The sequence below is a fragment of the Bacteroidia bacterium genome (genome assembly GCA_020852255.1).
Lineage (GTDB): Bacteria > Bacteroidota > Bacteroidia > JADZBD01 > JADZBD01 > JADZBD01.
Genome location: JADZBD010000018.1, coordinates 181,356 through 195,457 on the forward strand (window position 1 = coordinate 181,356; position 14,102 = coordinate 195,457).

Sequence of the window (14,102 nt, forward strand, 5' to 3'; positions counted from 1 at the left end):
GTAGCAGAATATACTTCAGGGGGTCTGATTTATATTCCGTAAATTTGTATAAAATTATGGATATGAGTAAGATACTTCTGATTTTTCTGTCTTTTTTGTCTGTTTTGAGTGCTGCACAGGACCGGATAGTTCCGGAACATAAGAATTATGATTGGGCGGAAGAGCCCAAAATTCATACCCTGGGTCCGGAAGAGGAAAAGCAAGGTACAGTGGTTCTTAAAGACAAGCTTATTGTTGAGTACATGTACGACAAGAATGGGAACCCGGTTATGTACCTCACCAGGCACAAAATTATCCGTCTGAATACAGACAAGAGCATCGAAGAAAACAATAAGGTATACATTCCAACAGGAGATGTGTTTGAAGTAATCGGTCTGAAAGCGAGAGCCGTAAGCAAAAGCGGAAAGGTAAAAATGGTAGAGAAAGAAAACATTAAGGACGTTGAAAATTACGAAGACTTGGGTCCCTTCCGCATTTTTGCTTTTGAGGGTATCGAGATCGGGTCGGAAGTGGAATACATCTATACGCTGCATAAGCAACCTGGTTTTTTCGGAACCGAAACGTTTCAGAACGAAAATCTCCGAAAAAATGTGGAGATACTGGTAGTTTCGCCTGATAACCTGAAATTCACTTCCAAGCTGTACAACATTAATCAGGAACCGAAAACGTATGATGAGAACGGGAAGAATTTTATCTATGTGAAAGTAGATTCCGTTCCCGGGCTGAAGGAAGAGCGCTACTCAGCGTACCGAGCCCATTTGCAGCGGCTCGAGTACAAGCTGTCGCGTAATACAGCCAAAACCAATACGGAAATATTTCCCTTTTCAGAGGCAGCGACCCGAATATGGGAAGACCTTGTAGATCTTTCCGGTAGCGCTGAAAAAGAATCGGATGTAAAAAGCAATGTGAAGCGTTCCAGAAAGGCTGTAAAAAAATTCCTGGACACACTCAAATTATCGAAAGGGGCGTCGGTGGAAGAGAAGATCCGGACGGTGGAATCACGCCTAAAATCGTATATTATTATTAAAGAAGGTGCTCCTCCTATGTCGCTGGACAAGATATTTTCGAACCGGTACACCGGGGAGAAGGGAATGCTGCGCCTATTGGCAGAAACGTTTAATCAGATGGAAATTAAATTTGAAATCGTGCTAACCACCGACCGTTTCAAAGCCTTCTTCGACGGGGAGTATGAGACCTGGAACTACCTGGATCATTACCTGATGTATTTCCCTGAAATAGACAACTACCTCGCACCGGGAGAAATGTTCAGTCGCCTTGGATATATTCCTAATGAATGGATGTGTAATGACGGGCTGTTCGTGAAGGGAGTAAAACTCGGGGAAATAGTGATTGGAAGCGGTAAAATCAAATCAATTAAGTGTGCGGATTATAAACTCAGTTATGATAACATTTACGCAAGTATTCTGTTCGAAGAAGACATGACAACCACAAAGGTGCATCTGAAACGTACACTTTCTGGCTTTTCGGCGGGCGGACTTCAGTCGATCTATACGTACATACCCGACGATAAGAAATCAGAAACTACTGACCAATTTCTGAAACTTCTTGGTGAGGACTCTAAACTGACGAATGTGAATATTCAGAATATGGATGAGAAGAGTTCGGGAAGAGAGCCTATTATTATGGAGTGTGATGTGGTGACATCCAATCTGATTGAGAAGGCGGGAACGAAATACATTTTTAAAATAGGTGACGTCATTGGCCCGCAGGCGGAGCTTTATCAGGAAGACAAACGCAAACTTCCTGTGGAAAACGAGTATAACCGCGGTTATTTCAGGGAAATAACCTTCACTATACCGGAAGGCTATACCGTTTCTAATCTGGATGCGCTGAATTTCAATGTAACATGTAAATACAACGATAAGATCTCGGCGGAATTTATCTCCCATTATTCAATTCACGGCAATATCATCAAGATAGAAGTGGAGGAGAATTACCGTGATATTCGCCTGCCGGTGGAGATGTTCGAATCTTTTCGCAAGGTGATCAATGCCGCCGCCGATTTCAATAAGATCACCTTATTCCTTGAGAAGAAATGATCCGCTTCAGCAGGTTCACCCTTCCCAACGGACTTAAAGTGATCCATCACGAGGATCACTCTACACCGCTGGTATGCCTGAATATACTGTACGATGTGGGTGCGCGCGACGAAGATCCCGCTCGTACCGGTTTTGCGCACTTGTTCGAACATCTCATGTTCGGTGGCAGCGTTCACATTCCTTCCTACGACGAGCCCCTGCAGCGGGTAGGGGGGGAGAATAATGCATTCACTACTAACGATCTTACGAATTACTACCTGACGGTACCTGCAAATAATATCGAAACCGGGTACTGGCTCGAATCTGACAGGATGTTATCGCTCGCTTTTTCAGAGAAAAGCCTGGAAGTGCAGAGAAGTGTGGTGATTGAAGAATTCAAGCAGCGTTATCTCAATCAGCCGTACGGAGATGTCTGGCTGCTTCTCAGGCCTCTCGCTTATAAAGTACATCCCTATCAATGGGACACCATAGGAAAGGAGATCCGCCATATCGAAGAGGCGTCCATGGCAGATGTACGACAGTTTTTCGACCGGCATTACCGTCCGAATAATGCCATTCTTGTTACGGCAGGAAACATGAGTGATGGTGAGGCCCGGCGCCTGGCGGAAAAATGGTTTGGGGATCTTCCGAAGGGCGCTGAAAGAAGGAGAAAACTACCCAAAGAACCTGCACAAACAGAAGCCCGTTTTCTGGAAGTTTTCCGTAATGTTCCTGCCAACGCCATTTATAAAGTCTGGCATATGCCGGACCGCCTGCACCCCGACTATCATGCACACGACCTTCTGAGTGATATTTTATCACGTGGTCAGAGTTCCAGATTATTCAACCGGCTGGTGAAGGAGAAAAAAATATTTTCAGAAATCAATGCGTTCATTACAGGAGATGTTGACGAAGGGCTTTTTGTGATCAACGGGAAAATACATGCAGACAAAACACCAGAGGAAGCAGATGCTGCAATTGAAGATGAGATACAGAAACTCGTAGACGATATTGTTCCGGCGCGGGAATTGGAAAAGGTCAGAAACAAAGCCGAATCTACGCTGGTGTTTTCCGAAATGTCTGTTATGAATAAAGCCATGAACCTGGCCATAATGGAATTACTGGGTGATGCCGGAAATGTGAATACCGAAGCGGATAAGTACCGCGCCGTTACAGCAGAGCAGATCAGAAATGTAGCGGAAAGACTGTTTCGTGTCACTAATTGTTCTACCATGTACTACCGCGTGAGGAAATGAAAAAAGACAGAACAAAAGCGCCGCCACGAAAGCCTGTAGGTGAAGTCCGCTTGCCTGTTGTGAAAGACGAATATCTTTCCAACGGCATTCCGGTTACGGTGGTTGACAGCGGAAGTCAGGATCTGTGCAGGGTGGAATTTATTTATAATGCGGGAACCACTTCTTCTTCCCATCCGCTGATTGCCTCTTTCGCAAACGACCTCGTACACGAGGGAACGCCCGATCACGGAGCAGAGGAAATTGCAGATCAGTTGGATTATTACGGTGCTTTTCTTGAAACAGAAGCTCATTTTGATCACGCCTCAGTTTTTTTATTTACACTAAACAAACATCTTTCTTCGGTGCTCCCGGTAGTGGCGGAATGCCTTGAGCAGGCATCATATCCGGATAAGGATGTGATTACCTTTATCTCCAACCAGAAGCAGAAATTTAAAGTAGCTGAAGAAAAAGTAAATTACATATGCAGAAGGAAATTCAATGAGGCACTATTTGGCCCGTCGCATGGATATGGACGGAATGTACAGCTAAAGGATTATGGCACAGTTTTGCCGCAGGATCTGCGGGATTTCCACAGAGCGTATTACCACGCGGGAAATTGCCGCATTATGGTCGCGGGCAAGCGCCCCAAGGGTCTTTTGGAAATGCTCGATTTACATTTCGGGAAATCACCGGCCCGTAAGACAGTTCAAACGGAACTGGTATGGCAATTTGAACCTTCGGCCTCCAGGAAATACTTCGTTCCGAGAAAAGACGCGCTGCAGTCAGCGATCCGCATCGGGAGGATCTTATTCAACCGCCGTCACCCTGATTTTATGGATATGCAGGTGGTGAATACAATTTTAGGTGGATACTTCGGATCCAGACTGATGGCGAATATCAGGGAAGATAAGGGCTTTACATATGGTATCGGATCCGGTGTTTCATCTCTTCTTCATTCCGGATCATTTGTGATTTCTACTGAAGTTGGTACGGATGTATGCAAGGCCGCGCTGAAGGAAATCTATTACGAGCTGACTCGCTTGCGCGAGGAAACAGTGAGTAATGAAGAACTGGACACGGTGAAGAATTATATGCTGGGAACGTATCTTTCCTCGGTTGACGGGCCCTTTCAGGTGGCCGACAAAATCCGAATGCTGCGCCAGTTCGGTCTGGATACGGATCATTACGATTCGCTGATCCGGTCAATTAGAACAATCACGCCGAAACGCATTCGTGAACTCGCCAATACCTGGCTTCTTGAAAAGGACTTATTTGAAGTAGTGGCAGGAAAAAAATGAGAAGGTCGAAAACCCTTTTGGATTACACGATTACCTTTTTCACGGAATTCCTTGTGCTGGCTGCCGGAGTACTGGTTTACCGCCTTGCCGCAACAATGCTTGGAGAATCCGGATTTTCTGAATACGCCGTAGTGCGCCGTTCTATTTCTTTTATTCAGCCGGTGGTGATGCTGGGGGTAGGGGTAGGTCTTCCCCGTTATGTGGCATACGCCATGGAAGGAAAAGCCGGAGCTTCACCCGGTGATTACCTGAAGGCATCATTTCGGATTACTCTCCTGACCACGATACTATTTGTTGTTATAGCTCTCCTTTTTAAGGATTTTCTCGCACAACTTTTCTTCGGAAACGAAGCCTACTCAGGCTTGATCCTTCCTTTGTGTGTGTGTATTTCCGGACTGGTACTGCATTCGCTCGTTTATTCATTCTTCAGAGGTAGAATTAAAATGATTGCCGCTAATCTTATACAGGCATTTAATCTTGGCATCGTCCCGCTGGCGGCATTTTACTTTGCTCAGTCTGTCACTGACGTATTACTTTTTACAGGAATTGCATGGTTTATCACCGGTGGTATGGTGTTCATCGCGCAGCTTTTAATTTCCGGTGGTGGTGCCTACGGCTCAGGCAAAGGCGCAGGAAAGGAACTATTCAGTTATGGTATCCGCAGAGTGCCGGGTGATATGCTGCTTATGGCCCTGCTCTCGTTCCCTGCCTTCCTTGCAGCAAATAGCTACGATGATTCACTAGAAATCGCGGGGCAGGTGGCCTTTGCAATGTCCTTGCTGAATATGGCCGGAGCAGCGTTCGCGCCGGTTTGCCTTATCCTTCTCCCGCAAACCAGCAGGATCCTCGCCAGTTCGGATTTCCCTCAGTTGAAAAGAATTTTCCGGCAACTTACGTTTCTTACCCTCGCGCTATGTGGATGCGGCATTCTCGTTACCGTTCCTTTTATGGATATACTTTTAAGGTGGTATCTTGGCGAGGCTGCACCGGAGCTTGTTTCAATCTGCAGACTGGTTCTGTTTGCAAGTATCGGGTATTGTTTATATATCTCATTGCGTAGTATTCTGGATGCTTTTTATTTTAAAGCCGTGAACTCCGCGAACATTCTTATTGCGTTTCTTTTTTTTCTGGCAGGTGCCGTATGGTCATGGTACTCCGATGCTGGTCTCAGAACTTTACTGTTCGTTTTTGTTTTCAGTCTTTCATTGCTCGGACTGCTTACCTGGTGGAGGGTATGGTCCCTCATTAGGGAAAAATCCGGTCTCACATCCTCAGAAACCGGAACATGAGCCACTTTCTGATACTCGGTGTTTTAACGCTCGGAATTGGATTCCTTGCATGGAGGATTTGGAAGATTACTCGTGAGCCTGGATTCCTGCTGGGATTAGGACTAATGTATTACTGGACGCTTCTTGGAGCCTGGTTTCTGATTTACGATGATCTGTCGGGGGGGAAGGGTATAGAGTTTGGTTTGTCGTATTATATCTATACTGAACTTCTTTTTCCTGTTCATGCCGATACGGACTATCTCTATTCAATTCTGCTTTACGGATCCTTTATGCTGATTATTGAAGGAGTTATGCTGTTCTTCTTAAGCAGAAGAAAACATCTTATGATGGGAGAAGGACCTGCCCCCGTAACAATTCATCATGGATGGCTGATTCTCGGATGTGTGCTTGCAGCTTTGATTAGTTTCTCCCTGGTATGGACAGAAATACTTACGGCTGCTAAATTCAAGCATTCGATCTATGTGGTCACGCGGCAACAACAGGGCAAATGGTTTGTTATTCATCAATTGCTGAATCAGGCGGCTGTCAGCGGCATCTTTCTCGGATTATTAACCTGGCTGACAGGTCCGGCGGCACGGTTTATTACCGGATCCACCGCGCGGAAATGGCTCTGGCTTTACATCCCCGCAGTAGTTTTTATTACAGGTTACATGCTTCTGCTTGGCAATAAAAAGGAACTCATGACCGGGGGTATTCTCGGCCTGGTATTCTTTTATTCAAATTGCGGGAAAAAGATAGAGTGGCTCAAGTCTTCTGTCTTCTGTATTCTGCTTGTAATTCCGTTCATATTCAACAATGGTCTTCGGGCCTATTCCCCCGTATTTCTTACCCGCATTTTTAACACCGAGCACCTCACGTTTGCTTTAAAGAAGGAAATTGTATATACAAAATTTACCCTCTCTTCCTCCGCACTTTCCTTCCTTTTCAGTAATGAAATGTTTTGTGCCCATATGTCAATGTACGGAGCAGTGCACCATGATGTTCCATACACCTGGGGAAGCAGCATCGTCAGTTTGTCAGCTTCCATGGTGCCAAGAATGTTGTGGCCCAACCGACCCGGGCCGATATACGAACATTATGCTGGTCATTTTCATCTGCCGGAAGGGCAGGGATTTACTATTCATCATGCCACCGGATGGTATCTCAATTTTGGTATTGCAGGAGTAGTGGCGGGTGCGGTTTTGCTTGGTTGGTTGTGGATACGGTTTTATCAGGGAATGTTTGCGGCAGGAGGCAGGCGTTTCCGATTTATGCGGATCGCTCTTATGCTTGCGTTTGCCGGATTGGTTTCTGAAATACCGGCGATGATCCGCTCCGGGCCGGAATCGTATAAAGTGGTGATCTTTGAGGGGATGTTGTTGCCGGCGCTGGTTATCTTTTTGGCCACCCTCTTTATTAAAAAAAACAACGCCCGATGAACATTTTACTGACCGGAGGCTCCGGATTCATTGGCAGACATTTAGTGCAAAGTCTGGTGCAAGCCGGATTCAAAATAACGGTATTGTCGAGGGAAGACTCAGAGAAAGCATTGCCGGAAGGAGTAAGGGTGGAGAAAGGAGATATCACCAAGCCGGAGACCTATTGTTCTCTGCTTGCAGAAACGAACGCACTGGTGCATCTTGCTTCGGAATTAAGAAGGGAAGAGAAGATGGAAGATGTGAACCACAAGGCGGCAGCTGCATTAGCGAGAAATGCTTCAGAGCGGGGCGTGAGCACCTTCATACATCTCAGTTCGGTTGGAGTAAGCGGTTTTGGTTTCCACCCCGCTAAAGCAGTTTGCACCGAAGAAACTCCCTGCACACCTCAGAATGAATACGAACGGACAAAATGGCTGGGAGAACAGGAAGTGCTCCGTGCCGGCGATAAAGGAATGCGCACCGTCGTTTTGAGACCCACCAACGTATATGGTGAGGACCACCCGCGTCAAGCACTTCTCATGCTCTTCCGAAGGGTGAAAAGCAGAAGTTTCCTGCCGTATACCAGAGGTAGTATGGTAAATTATCTCTACGTCGGAGATCTGGTAAGCGTAATTGCCTGTTCTCTGCAAAACGCTGAAATGGCAGGTGTATTCCAGGTAGGGACTCCTTCTGAAACCGGTGATTTTCTTCAGGAGATTGCATGTGAACTTGACGAGAAACCTTCCGGTATACCCTTACCCGCATTTGCGGTAAGAATTGCCGCCACTCTTGCAGGAGGGGAAAACGGTCAGCGGCTGAGATCCTTGTGTAACTTTGCGGAATACAGTTCTCAGAAACTTCTTCAAACAATACCCGTAACTTTTGATGAACAAGCCGGTATTAAAAATACAATTCAGTGGTACCAAAACAATAAAATGCTCTGAATGAAGATATGTTACCTGGCAGACGGACAAAGTATTCATACCAGGAGATGGTGTTCTCACTTTAATGGACTAGGACATGAGATCCATCTTATCACCTTTCGTCCTGCGGAGATCAACGGCGTACATGTACATTTTATTGATTCAGGAGAAATTTCCGCCGCCGGTGGAAACTGGAAAATGCTTTTACATATTCCGGGAGTAAGAAAAATTATCAAAAAGATTCGTCCGGACATTCTTCATGCAATGTATGCCACTTCTTACGGCTCTCTGGCAGTTTACGGCGGAATGAAGCCAGTGGTAGTAACTGCCCTTGGATCGGATGTGCTGGTGAGTCCGTTTTATTCCCGTATATACCAAAGCCTCCTTCGATTTGTTTTCCGTAAAGCGGACTGGCTTACAGCCATGTCTGATCCAATGAAAGAGACGATGATTTCCCTGGGTGCAAAACCCGAAAAGATCACCACTGTGGTTTTTGGAATTGATACGCAACTGTTTCATCCCGGGGGCAACCGGCCGGAAGCCGTTGTGCGCATTATCAGTACACGTAACCTGGAGGAGATCTATGATATTCCCTGCCTGTTAAAAGCTTTTCGTGAATTGCTTGGCAACCATCCGAATGCCTTTCTTGATTTGGTCGGAGACGGCACGCTCAGGAGCCAACTGGAACAAATGACCACGGATATTGGGATCAGGGATAAAGTTAAATTCCACGGACGTATACCGCAAGCGGAAATCGCCCGTTTGCTTCAGCGCTCGAATGTTTTTGTGAGTGCGGCACGTTCCGATGGTAATAATATTTCGCTGAATGAAGCTATGAATTGCGGGTGCTATTGTATTGCATCAGATATCCCGGCTAACCGCGTCTGGATCAGAAACGGTGAGAACGGCCTGCTTTACCCGCCGGGAGATCATGAATTGCTCTACCTTGCTCTCCACCAGGCTGTGATGGGAGGAGAAAAGATACGGGTTGCCGCAGCAGGGATGAATGAAAGACTGATTTCCGAAAAAGCGGACTGGAATGCGAACATGAAAATTGTTGAAGAAAAGTATCGTGAATTAATAAAAGAACCATGAAACTGCTGATCATCGGTGGCGGTGGCCACGGAAAAGTTATCGCGTATACAGCGCTGAGTGCCGGACATGAAGTGGCCGGTTTCCTTGACGACGGAGTGCCCTCAGGCAAGGAGATCATTCCGGGAATCAGGTGCCTCGGACCGGTTTCTGCCGTAACAGGCATACACGGAGCAACACATTTTCTTGCCGCCTCGGGAGATAATAACAAAAGGAAAGAGTGGTTCAGGGAATTTTCAGCCCTCCTGCCGGCTGCTGTACTGATTCACCCGACTGCAACGGTTTTTCCGGATGTAAAAATCGGCATGGGTACGGTCGTTCTGGCGCATGCATCATTGATGTGCGGTGTTGTTTCCGGGGAAAATGTTGTTATCAATGCCGGAGTAGTAGTGGACCATGATTCTACCATTGGCGACCATGTGTTTATTTCTCCCGGAGCAGTCATCGGAAGCCGGTGCCTTCTGGGAGAGATGACCAGGATAGAAACAGGAGAAATTATAAAGCCAGGCACCTCCGGCAATGGTTAATCGCCCCGGCATTCAAAAGGAAAGCGTGCCCGGCTGGTGCTGGGTTCTACTTTCCTTCTGCCTGCCCCTTCATCCCAGAATGGCCCCCGTAGCCGCAGGTATAGCCCTGGTGGTATGGATAGGATCCGGTAATTGGAAAGCTAAAGCAGGCAATATGAAAGCGAATGCAGGGTTGATCTTATTTCCCCTGTACTTCCTTCTGCATTTGGCAGGAATGGCCTGGACAGAAAACGCTTCTGCAGGATGGGCCGATGTGGAAACAAAACTATCCTTATTCATTCTTCCGGTCCTTTTCGCTGCCCAGGGTACTGTTCCGGCAGAACTTCTCCGCTCCGTAAAACGGGCGTTTGTCTGCGGGCTGATCCTTTCCGTGTTTATCGGGTTAACATTTTCCTCCTGGAACTACTTTTACGAGTGGTGGCAGGTACGCACGGGCGAACTCAGCGGACAGTTTTATAATACTGATTTCTTCCTTGCAGGAAGATTTTCTCCTTTTGTGCACCCGGGATATTATGCGGTGTACCTTTCTTTCGGGATGTTCCTGATTATGGAAGAGGTACTGTTCAACTTCCGCTGTTCCGCCAGAGAGAAACGGGGAGCCGGATTCATAATAATCCTTTTCGGTGTTGCGGTGTTGCTGACAGTTTCCCGGATCGGGATGTTCTGCATCTTCCTGCTTGCCATCCGGTTACTCTATCTTCTCGCTTTCAAAAAGGGCAAGCCACTTTCAGCTTTGGCGGTAATACTAATCGTTGGAATCACAGGTATGCTGGTATACTTTAACAGTGCAACCATCCGTTACCGTGTGGAGCAAACCATAACGGGTTTTTCTTCAAACAACACGAAAGACAGCACAGACCTCCGGTCCGGTGTTTGGCATTCAGCCTGGGAAGCAGGGAAAGAGGACCGGCTTAAAGGCTCCGGCACAGGAGACGTGAAACAACTGCTTATAAAAAAGTACCGGGAAAATGGTCTCATCACAGCGGCTGACAAGGAACTCAATGCCCATAATCAATTCTTGCAAAGTACGGCCGCGCTGGGTTTGCCCGGATTGATCCTGCTCGCATTAACATTTATAATCACATTTTTAAAACCGAATTTTCAGCTCAGAGTATTATTGATGGTTTTGTTCGCTTTCATGCTTGTTGAATCTGTACTTGAAATACAGGCAGGAACTTTGTTCGTGGCATTCTGGATACCACTTATGTGCATCAGCGGAAATTCCGGGCGTAACGCAAAAAGATCACTCCTTATTGTCACACAGTACTTCCCTCCGGAAACGGGAGCGCCGCAAAACAGACTTTATGAATTGGCGTTAAGACTGAGAAAGTCAGGGATGGAAGTAAACGTGCTGACGGCACTTCCGAATTATCCAAGAATGGAAATTATGAAGGGATACCGGAATGGTGAAAACAGGAAGGAAAACATGGAGGGGATGATCGTATACAGATGCTGGATTTATGTTTCTAAAAAACGATCGATTTTTCCACGTTTGCTTAATTATTTTTCATTTGTATGGACTTCGATGTGGGCCGGTCTGTTCCGGATACCCCGGCATGATATTATTCTTATAGAGTCTCCTCCTTTATTTCTGGGAATTTCCGGCAGATGGATTGCCTTCTGGAGAGGAAGCAACATGATCTTTAATGTTTCCGATCTGTGGCCGGAAAGCGCAGAAAAGCTGGGGTTAGTAAAAAACAGGCTTTTCCTGCGTGCAGCAACTGTTCTGGAGGAACAACTTTACCGCAAATCCTGGAAAATTACCGGCCAAACACAGGGAATTGTTAAAAATATTTCTGAACGATTTCCGGGGAAGAAAATCCATTGGCTTCCCAACGGGGTAGATCTCCGCTTGTATACTCCCGAACCCGGACAGGGTGAATGGCGGAAAAAAGCAGGCATTCCGGCCGAAAAACTGCTGATTACTTATGCAGGCATCATCGGACATGCGCAAGGGCTAGAAGTGATCCTGCGTGCGGCACATCGTCTGCAGGATTTGGAAAAAGTGCAGTTTCTCCTGTTGGGCGACGGTCCGGAGAAGGAAGGATTGATGACCATGGCCAGGCAACGCTTTCTCTCCAATGTGCTTTTTCTTGATCCCGTATCAAAAAAAGAAATGAGGGAAGTGGTGAGAGCCACGGATCTTGCTGTAGTGCCGCTTCGCAGGCTGGAGCTCTTTAAGGGAGCTATTCCCAGTAAAATCTTTGAAAATATAGCAATGAAAAAACCGGTGCTTCTGGGCGTAGACGGTGAAGCACGCTCCTTATTTATCGAGGAGGGTAAATGCGGTTACTATTTTGAGCCCGAAAACGATGAAGATCTCGCAAAAGCAGTCCGTCACGCTGCATCTAACCCGGAAGAACTGGAAACCATGGGGGAGAACGGGAGAGTTTATGCCGAAAAGCGCTTCAACCGTGAAATTATTGCCGCAGAGTTTATGCGGTTTATTGAAAACGACTGACGAAACATTTTACCTAATTTTGAGCCATGATCCCATTCTCACCACCCCGCGTAGACCAAAAAACAATCGATGCAGTTGTTGAGGTGCTGAAATCGGGCTGGATCACCACAGGTCCGCGCACAAAGCATTTTGAAAGAAGACTCACGGAATACAACGGGAATAAAGCAACCGTAGCACTGAATTCTGCCACCGCTGGTCTTGAGCTCGCGCTCCGTTGGTTTGGAGTGAGGGAAGGGGATGAAGTGATCCTTCCGGCGTATACCTATGCAGCAACGGCAAATGTAGTGGTCCATTGCGGGGCAAAACCTGTGTTTGTGGATGTGAATCCGGATGATTTCAATATTTCTTTGCCGGCTATTAAAAAAGCAGTTAATTCTTCTACCAAGGTGATAATGCCGGTGGATTTTGGTGGATTTCCATGCGACTATATTGCAATCAATGCGCTGGTGAATGAGAAAGAAATAAAAGCTTTGTTTTCTCCGGTTACTCCGGAACAGAAAAAACTGGGACGTATTCTGGTACTTTCCGATGCAGCACATTCCATCGGTGCTACGATGGGTCGCCAGCGCACCGGCAGCCTGACGGATATTTCGGTATTTTCTTTTCATACGGTGAAGAATCTGACGACCTCTGAAGGCGGAGCCATTGCACTTAATCTGGAAGGATTCGATAACGAAGCGGTGTACCGGGAACTATGCATTAAAGGATTACACGGCCAGAATAAAGATGCACTGGCTAAAATGCAAAAAGGGAACTGGCGATATGATATTGTAGAGCCGGGCTTTAAATGTAATATGACGGATATTGTGGCGGCTATAGGCCTTGTGGAGCTGGATCGCTATGAGTCGGAAACACTTCCGCGACGAAAAGCTATTTGTGATCTGTACAGCGAGCGGTTTTCGAAAAAAGCGTGGGCGGAATTGCCGGTTATGCAAAAAGAAGGACGGAGATCGTGCTATCATCTGTATCCTTTACGGTTGCGTGGTGCAACCGAAGATATAAGAGATGCTATCATCAGAGATATTTTTGAGCAGGATGTAAGTGTGAATGTGCACTTCGTACCGGTTCCAATGATGAGTTATTATAAGAACCGGGGCTACTCCGTTTTGAATTACCCTACGGCGTATGACAATTACTCCAGGGTGATCACACTCCCTGTTTATTTTGATCTCAGTCCGGGTGATCAGGAAAAAGTGATTGCTGCAGTGATACATGCAGTTGAAAAGAACCTGGGATGATCAAGCGGTGTTTTGATTTTGTTTTTTCTTTGATTGGACTGATTATTCTGCTGCCTTTGTTTATCATCATTTCTCTGCTTGTTCTGCTGACCTCTTCCGGCGGAGTTTTTTTTACACAGAGAAGAGTAGGGAAGGAAGGCAAAGAATTTCAGCTGGTAAAATTCAGAACCATGCGGCCGGGTTCTCACCGGCAAGGACTTCTTACAGTTGGAAGCGCAGACCCTCGTATCACAGGAATCGGGCGGTTTTTGCGAAAAACCAAACTCGATGAGTTTCCACAGTTATGGAATGTACTTGCCGGCGATATGTCTCTCGTGGGGCCCCGACCGGAAGTAAAAAAGTATACGGATCTTTATACTGAGGAGCAACGGCATGTGCTTTCGGTTCGTCCGGGCATTACGGATCTTGCATCCATTGAATATGCAAATGAGAACGACCTCCTGGCAGCGTCCGGTGATCCGGAGGCGTATTATATTCAGCAAATCATGCCGGCAAAACTCCGTATTTCCCTGGATTACCTTCGTCGCCAAAGCTTTTTCCTTGACCTGAAAATTATCCTGAAAACCGTCATCCGCATCTTATCCTGAGGGCTGGCACCATGCC

The 14,102-nt window shown here is 46.6% G+C and carries 11 protein-coding genes; all 11 read left to right on the top strand.

Features of this window, described 5'->3' with window-relative positions:
• The first annotated feature begins 62 nt into the window (after positions 1-62).
• The 11 genes from IT233_11000 to IT233_11050 all read left to right on the top strand — a co-directional run bounded on the left by IT233_11000 (position 63) and on the right by IT233_11050 (position 14,086).
• Positions 63-2,060, top strand: coding sequence for a DUF3857 domain-containing protein (locus IT233_11000; GenBank protein MCC7303159.1), 1,998 nt, complete (start codon positions 63-65; stop codon positions 2,058-2,060).
• The gene (locus IT233_11005) at positions 2,057-3,295 is read left to right on the top strand and encodes an insulinase family protein (GenBank protein ID MCC7303160.1); all 1,239 of its coding nucleotides are present in this window, start codon (positions 2,057-2,059) and stop codon (positions 3,293-3,295) included. Before IT233_11000 ends, IT233_11005 begins: the two co-directional genes overlap by 4 nt.
• Positions 3,292-4,572, top strand: a complete 1,281-nt coding sequence (locus tag IT233_11010) for an insulinase family protein (protein MCC7303161.1) — start codon at positions 3,292-3,294, stop codon at positions 4,570-4,572. The genes IT233_11005 and IT233_11010 overlap by 4 nt, the downstream gene beginning before the upstream one ends.
• A complete protein-coding gene (locus IT233_11015) occupies positions 4,569-5,861 on the top strand; it encodes a hypothetical protein (GenBank protein ID MCC7303162.1) in 1,293 nt (430 codons plus the stop codon). The genes IT233_11010 and IT233_11015 overlap by 4 nt, the downstream gene beginning before the upstream one ends.
• Positions 5,858-7,279, top strand: a complete 1,422-nt coding sequence (locus tag IT233_11020; protein ID MCC7303163.1) for a hypothetical protein — start codon at positions 5,858-5,860, stop codon at positions 7,277-7,279. Before IT233_11015 ends, IT233_11020 begins: the two co-directional genes overlap by 4 nt.
• Positions 7,276-8,202, top strand: coding sequence for an NAD(P)-dependent oxidoreductase (locus IT233_11025; protein ID MCC7303164.1), 927 nt, complete (start codon positions 7,276-7,278; stop codon positions 8,200-8,202). The genes IT233_11020 and IT233_11025 overlap by 4 nt, the downstream gene beginning before the upstream one ends.
• Positions 8,203-9,276, top strand: coding sequence for a glycosyltransferase (locus IT233_11030; GenBank protein ID MCC7303165.1), 1,074 nt, complete (start codon positions 8,203-8,205; stop codon positions 9,274-9,276). It begins immediately after the preceding gene.
• Entirely contained in the window at positions 9,273-9,800 is a 528-nt protein-coding gene (locus IT233_11035) for a hypothetical protein (protein MCC7303166.1), read from the top strand. Before IT233_11030 ends, IT233_11035 begins: the two co-directional genes overlap by 4 nt.
• Before the next feature lie 79 nt (positions 9,801-9,879).
• A complete protein-coding gene (locus tag IT233_11040) occupies positions 9,880-12,261 on the top strand; it encodes a glycosyltransferase (protein ID MCC7303167.1) in 2,382 nt (793 codons plus the stop codon).
• A 26-nt stretch (positions 12,262-12,287) separates the two neighbouring features.
• Positions 12,288-13,499: a DegT/DnrJ/EryC1/StrS family aminotransferase gene (locus IT233_11045; protein ID MCC7303168.1), complete on the top strand. Its 1,212-nt coding sequence runs from the start codon at positions 12,288-12,290 to the stop codon at positions 13,497-13,499.
• Positions 13,496-14,086 (top strand): sugar transferase, encoded by a 591-nt coding sequence (locus tag IT233_11050; GenBank protein ID MCC7303169.1) that lies wholly within the window; start codon positions 13,496-13,498, stop codon positions 14,084-14,086. The genes IT233_11045 and IT233_11050 overlap by 4 nt, the downstream gene beginning before the upstream one ends.
• Positions 14,087-14,102: the final 16 nt, after the last annotated feature.

Coding starts and splice junctions, on each gene's coding strand:
- IT233_11025 (MCC7303164.1), top strand. CDS start 7,276: ATGAACATTTTACTGACCGGAGGCTCCGGATTCATTGGCAGACATTTA.
- IT233_11045 (MCC7303168.1), top strand. CDS start 12,288: ATGATCCCATTCTCACCACCCCGCGTAGACCAAAAAACAATCGATGCA.
- IT233_11005 (MCC7303160.1), top strand. CDS start 2,057: ATGATCCGCTTCAGCAGGTTCACCCTTCCCAACGGACTTAAAGTGATC.
- IT233_11000 (MCC7303159.1), top strand. CDS start 63: ATGAGTAAGATACTTCTGATTTTTCTGTCTTTTTTGTCTGTTTTGAGT.
- IT233_11040 (MCC7303167.1), top strand. CDS start 9,880: ATGGCCCCCGTAGCCGCAGGTATAGCCCTGGTGGTATGGATAGGATCC.
- IT233_11020 (MCC7303163.1), top strand. CDS start 5,858: ATGAGCCACTTTCTGATACTCGGTGTTTTAACGCTCGGAATTGGATTC.
- IT233_11010 (MCC7303161.1), top strand. CDS start 3,292: ATGAAAAAAGACAGAACAAAAGCGCCGCCACGAAAGCCTGTAGGTGAA.
- IT233_11050 (MCC7303169.1), top strand. CDS start 13,496: ATGATCAAGCGGTGTTTTGATTTTGTTTTTTCTTTGATTGGACTGATT.
- IT233_11035 (MCC7303166.1), top strand. CDS start 9,273: ATGAAACTGCTGATCATCGGTGGCGGTGGCCACGGAAAAGTTATCGCG.
- IT233_11015 (MCC7303162.1), top strand. CDS start 4,569: ATGAGAAGGTCGAAAACCCTTTTGGATTACACGATTACCTTTTTCACG.
- IT233_11030 (MCC7303165.1), top strand. CDS start 8,203: ATGAAGATATGTTACCTGGCAGACGGACAAAGTATTCATACCAGGAGA.